8 protein-coding genes are annotated in these 4,818 nt (G+C 41.4%); all 8 read left to right on the top strand.

Going from position 1 to position 4,818, the window contains the following annotated elements; genetic code table 11:
- On the top strand, positions 1-108 hold a 108-nt coding region (gene rpsK, locus ACTQX6_RS12505; protein ID WP_441657553.1), incomplete at its 5' end, for a 30S ribosomal protein S11.
- A gap of 14 nt (positions 109-122) precedes the next feature.
- Positions 123-1,073, top strand: coding sequence for a DNA-directed RNA polymerase subunit alpha (locus ACTQX6_RS12500; protein WP_117446208.1), 951 nt, complete (start codon positions 123-125; stop codon positions 1,071-1,073).
- 14 nt (positions 1,074-1,087) lie between these two features.
- Positions 1,088-1,450, top strand: a complete 363-nt coding sequence (gene rplQ / locus ACTQX6_RS12495; RefSeq protein WP_022790751.1) for a 50S ribosomal protein L17 — start codon at positions 1,088-1,090, stop codon at positions 1,448-1,450.
- Between the two features lie 22 nt (positions 1,451-1,472).
- Positions 1,473-2,396 carry a DMT family transporter gene (locus ACTQX6_RS12490; protein ID WP_195223177.1) on the top strand — a complete coding sequence of 308 codons (924 nt, stop codon included), beginning with the start codon at positions 1,473-1,475 and terminating at the stop codon, positions 2,394-2,396.
- Positions 2,393-2,545 (top strand): hypothetical protein, encoded by a 153-nt coding sequence (locus ACTQX6_RS12485; protein ID WP_294688680.1) that lies wholly within the window; start codon positions 2,393-2,395, stop codon positions 2,543-2,545. The genes ACTQX6_RS12490 and ACTQX6_RS12485 overlap by 4 nt, the downstream gene beginning before the upstream one ends.
- Positions 2,493-3,293 (top strand): ketopantoate reductase family protein, encoded by an 801-nt coding sequence (locus ACTQX6_RS12480; protein ID WP_294688679.1) that lies wholly within the window; start codon positions 2,493-2,495, stop codon positions 3,291-3,293. The genes ACTQX6_RS12485 and ACTQX6_RS12480 overlap by 53 nt, the downstream gene beginning before the upstream one ends.
- Positions 3,294-3,374: 81 nt before the next feature.
- Positions 3,375-3,740: a DUF1015 family protein gene (locus tag ACTQX6_RS12475; protein ID WP_294688678.1), complete on the top strand. Its 366-nt coding sequence runs from the start codon at positions 3,375-3,377 to the stop codon at positions 3,738-3,740.
- Complete coding sequence (locus ACTQX6_RS12470) at positions 3,683-4,618, top strand: DUF1015 domain-containing protein (protein ID WP_294688677.1); 936 nt, start codon at positions 3,683-3,685, stop codon at positions 4,616-4,618. Before ACTQX6_RS12475 ends, ACTQX6_RS12470 begins: the two co-directional genes overlap by 58 nt.
- The last annotated feature ends 200 nt before the right edge of the window (positions 4,619-4,818 follow it).

Genomic DNA, 4,818 nt, shown 5'->3' with positions numbered 1-4,818 from the left:
GCAGCAGTGAGAGCGTTGCAGGTAGCCGGACTGAGCATCACGATGATCAATGATGTGACCCCAATTCCACACAATGGATGTCGTCCGCCAAAACGACCTCGTGGATAGAAAGGAAGTGTCGAATGCAGGAATTTGAAAGAGCTTTATTTCATAAGGAATCGGTTGATGAAGAAAACAACAAAGGCTCTTATGTATTCGAGCCTTTGGAAAGAGGGTTTGGTACTACAGTAGGAAGTACCTTGTGCAACGTCATGTTGTCAAATCTTCCGGGATGTGCCATCATCGGCTATCGCGTGGAAGGTTTAAATGAAGAAAAGACAAGTGTTGATGGTCTTTTAGAAGACGTTACAACGCTTTCCTTACGTATCAAAGAATTACGATTAAACTGTCAGCAGGAAGGTGTGTTTACTTTACACATTTCCAAAAAAGGGCCGGCTACGGTACAGGCAGCTGACATCATCTGTCCGGAAGAAGTAACGATAAAAGATCCGGAACAGGTAATCTGTAATCTGGAGAAGGGAAATTCTCTGGAAATGGATCTGTTTGTGACAAATGGATTCGGTTATAAAAGCGCATTAGAAAATGAAAAGGATTATGCATTGGATGCCGATACGATCGCACTGGATACTTTGTTTACGCCGGTACGCAGTGCACAGTATCTTTCTGAACCGGCTCGTGTAGGCCAGGATGCCAAGTACGACAAGGTTCATATCGAAGTGGAAACCAATGGAACGATCAGCCCGCTGCAGGCAATCAGCCAGGCTGCCGGCGTTATGGTCGATCATTTAGATGCATTGATTCCATTAGCGGATCTGCATTTGGAAGAAAGCTTTGTGGTACAACAGCCACATGAAGAAGATGTGAAAAAAGTCAACACGATGATGATCGAAGATCTGGATCTTTCCGTACGTTCTTATAACTGTTTGAAACGTGCCGGTATTCAGACGGTTGATGAATTGACGCAAAAAACTGAAGATGAAATGATGCATGTAAAGAACTTAGGTAAAAAGTCTTTGAAAGAAGTCAAAGACAAAATGTACCAGTTAGGATTGTTCTTTAAATCGTATGAGTAGGAGAACGATAAAGTATGTGGAATCGTAAATTAGGACGTACCGCCGATCATCGTAAAGCGTTGTTAAGAAACATGGCAACATCTTTGATTGAAAGCGGACAGATCGAAACAACAGAAATGAAAGCCAAAGAATTAAGTGCTGTAATGGATCAGCTGGTGACACTGGCCAAGAGAAATGATCTGCATGCCAGAAGACAGGCAGCTGCCTTTGTACGCAACGTAGAAGTGGATGACGAAGGAACAACGGCATTACAGAAACTGTTCAATGAAATCGGACCAAGCTATGCCGACCGCAACGGAGGATATACACGTGTAATCAAGACACGTATCCGTAAAGGGGATGCGGCACCGATGGCAATCGTACAATTTGTGAAGTAGAGCAATCTACTTCCTTTTTCTTATGAAGAAACAAGATTTTTTTACACGTCCCGGGATTGTTTGTATAACGGCTGTTTTCTGTTGTGCCTTATGGGGCAGTGCTGTTCCATTTATAAAAACCGGGTATCGTATGTTTTCTATCGATGCGACGGATACAGCCAGTATTCTGGTCTTTGCGGGCTTACGTTTTGCCCTGGCAGGAATCCTGGTTTTGATTGCCGGCAGTTTTCTACAGAAACGAATTCTTTTGCCGACAAAGACAAGCTTAAAGGCTATTCCGGTTTTAGCTTTGTTTCAAACAGCCGGACAATATTTTTTGTATTATATCGGTTTAGCGCATACCAGCGGGGTTAACGGTTCAATCATTTCAGGAACCAGCGCTTTCTTTGCGCTATTGGTTGCCAGCTTGTTGTTTCGTTTTGAAAAGCTTTCTTTGACAAAAGTAATAGGATGTATCTTAGGCTTTTTTGGTATTTTGATCATGAATCTGCAAGGGGTTCAGCCATTTTCTCTGTTGGGAGATGGCTTTATGATCCTCTCACAGCTTTCCTCCGCCATCAGCGCTGCCTTTATCAAGCTTTTTACGCAAAAGGATGATGCCGTGATGTTAAGTGGGTATCAATTCTTTTTAGGCGGTGTAGTCTTAATGACAGTCGGTTTTTTGATGGGTGGACATTTAGAGTTAAATGATGTTTCTGGTCTTCTTGTATTGTTTCATTTGGCTTTTGTATCGGCCTGTGCCTATACTTTATGGGGAATCCTGCTATCTAAGAATCCCGTCAGCAAGGTCGGTATCTTTGGCTGTCTGATACCGGTAATGGGCGTATTGCTTAGTGCTTTGATGTTACAGGAGACAGGACAGGCCTTTTCATGGACAGGTTTATTAAGCTTGACCCTGATCGTGTGTGGTGTATGGATCGTGAATAAAGGAGAAAAAACAAAATGATTAACAGTGTGGGAATTGTTGGACGAGGTGCGATCGGTTCTTTGTATGGTACCTTATTGAAAGAGAATGGTTTACGTTCACTTTGTTTTATCGTGGATGAAAGTCGAAAAAAAAAGATATCAAAATACGCCGTTTTATATCAATGGTAAAAAAGCAAAGTTTCGCTATGTGTCAGAGGCAGAACCATTGGATCTGATTTTGATTTGTACAAAGTATGCCGGCTTGCAGGCAGCCTTGGATCAAATAAAGCCGTTTGTACACGAAAATACGATTGTGTTATCTTGTTTAAATGGCATCAGCAGTGAAGAAATCTGTCAAAAAGTCTATCCAAATAACCCGGTCATTCGCTGTATTGTGCAGGGCATGGATTCAACATATTTCGATAATACTGTTGATTTTGCCCATGTTGGAGAAATTTTATTTGGTTCAGAATGTAAAGAACAGGAAAATACAGTCAAGGAATTAGAATCTTTCTTTGCGTCGTATCAAATTCCGTATCGAGTTTGTGAAGATATCGTGCGTGAGCAGTGGAATAAGCTGATGTTGAATTGCGGCATCAATCAAGTTTGTGCAGCGTATCAGGGCGGTTATGGTATCTGTCAGGATGGCGGCCGTCATCAGGAAGAATTTATTCAGGCTATGAAGGAAGTACAGGCTGTTGCCAGGGCAAAACATATTGCACTGACACAGGAAGATATCAATGCGTGGGTACAACTGGTCAATTCACTTCGACCGGAAGGGATGCCCAGCATGGCGCAGGATATCAAAGCTCATCGTAAAACAGAATTGGCCCTGTTTTCAGGAACGATCGTACCGATGGGCAAGGAATTAGGTATTTCAACGCCGGTTTTATCCGATTTGATGAATAAGATTCAAACATTAGAATGTGATTTTTAGGATTCTTGTCAAAGAATCCTTTTTTAAAGGGTCGGATTCATACATTCTTTTTGTATAATAGAATAAAGAGGGAGGGTGAATATGCGACCTTGTTTTCAAAAATCTAATTTTTTATTACCCAATTCTACAATCAATATGCATGCGTGGTCTGTGATTGCCTGTGATCAATACACCAGTCAACAAGATTACTGGCAAAACGTACAAGAAGTCATTCAGGATAAACCATCAACGTATCATATGATCTATCCGGAGGTGTACCTACAGGAAAAAGATGATCGAATCTCTAAAATTCAACAGACGATGGAAAACTATGTTCACAACAACATATTGGAGGAAAAAGTAAAGGATGGCTTTATATTGATTGAGCGTTCTACGTTTTCTGGCAACCCATGGGTTTGTTGGGAGTCATTGATCTGGAGGCTTATGATTTTGAACCGGGCAATGTAAAGCCGATTCGAGCTACCGAAAAAACGATCGCATCCCGTATCCCGCCACGCGTTAAGATTCGTAAAGGGGCACCTTTGGAACTAAGTCATGTTTTAGTGTTGTTGGATGATCCAAAGGATGAACTGTTTTCTGGTTTAATGAAAGATAAAGATACATATCCTGTACTCTATGATTTTGATTTAATGATGAATGATGGTCATATCAAAGGGTATGCGATCGAGAAGGAAAATGCAGATCAGCTTGAATCAAAGATTGCTCAGATGCAGCAGGAAAGAGATCTTTTCTTAAGTGTGGGTGATGGAAACCATTCTTTGGCCACCGCAAAGGCATGTTGGGAAGAAATCAAAAAAGGATTGAATCCACAGGAACAAGAAAATCATCCGGCACGATATGCGATGGTGGAAATGGTCAACCTGTATAGTTCGGCTTTGATCTTTCAGCCGATTCATCGTGTATTGTTTCATGCGAATATGGAAGAGCTTTATGAAGGTCTGGAGGTTTTCTGTCAACAGGAAGAAGCTCAAATTCAACCGGGAAAGGAGATTGTCTTGTATCAGGATCATCGCGAAATCGGCATAAAACTGGTCAAACAGGATGATCGTTTGCCTATCGATATCCTGCAGGCCTTTATAGATGCCTATCGCCTGGAACATCCGGAAGTGGATATAGATTATATTCATGGGCAGGATGCCATGTACTCTTTACTGCAGACAAAGGAGAACTGTGGAATCTTTTTACAACGGATTCAAAAAAGTGCCTTGTTTCCGGCAATTGTCGCAGGAGGCGTTTTGCCAAGAAAGACATTTTCTATGGGTGAAGCCGATGAAAAGCGATTTTATTTGGAAGCACGATGGATCAAAGAAAAGGAATCGCACTGATATATCCCAGTCAAGTAGACATGGGAAATATTTAAAAATCTCATCGATTAACAGCCTGTGCCAATTTGGCTTGGGCTGTTTTTCATTTTTTCTCTAATATTTCTTTTTGTCGTTTTTTCTTTGCTTCAATTTCATTCCAATATCTTACATACCTTGCTGCCGGAACAATTGGATATTGCGTACATTCTTTTTGCTCCATA

It is taken from the genome of Faecalicoccus sp. LCP19S3_E2 (assembly GCF_052121255.1).
Classification (GTDB): domain Bacteria; phylum Bacillota_I; class Bacilli_A; order Erysipelotrichales; family Erysipelotrichaceae; genus Faecalicoccus.
Note: the sequence above shows the minus strand (reverse complement) of the source record. Positions and strands in the feature narration are given on the sequence as shown.

Excerpts from the sequence above, each read along its gene's own strand:
- ACTQX6_RS12480 (WP_294688679.1), top strand. The coding sequence starts at position 2,493 with ATGAAAGTCGAAAAAAAAAGATATCAAAATACGCCGTTTTATATCAAT.
- rplQ (WP_022790751.1), top strand. The coding sequence starts at position 1,088 with ATGTGGAATCGTAAATTAGGACGTACCGCCGATCATCGTAAAGCGTTG.
- ACTQX6_RS12490 (WP_195223177.1), top strand. The coding sequence starts at position 1,473 with ATGAAGAAACAAGATTTTTTTACACGTCCCGGGATTGTTTGTATAACG.
- ACTQX6_RS12475 (WP_294688678.1), top strand. The coding sequence starts at position 3,375 with ATGCGACCTTGTTTTCAAAAATCTAATTTTTTATTACCCAATTCTACA.
- ACTQX6_RS12485 (WP_294688680.1), top strand. The coding sequence starts at position 2,393 with ATGATTAACAGTGTGGGAATTGTTGGACGAGGTGCGATCGGTTCTTTG.
- ACTQX6_RS12470 (WP_294688677.1), top strand. The coding sequence starts at position 3,683 with ATGGGTTTGTTGGGAGTCATTGATCTGGAGGCTTATGATTTTGAACCG.
- ACTQX6_RS12500 (WP_117446208.1), top strand. The coding sequence starts at position 123 with ATGCAGGAATTTGAAAGAGCTTTATTTCATAAGGAATCGGTTGATGAA.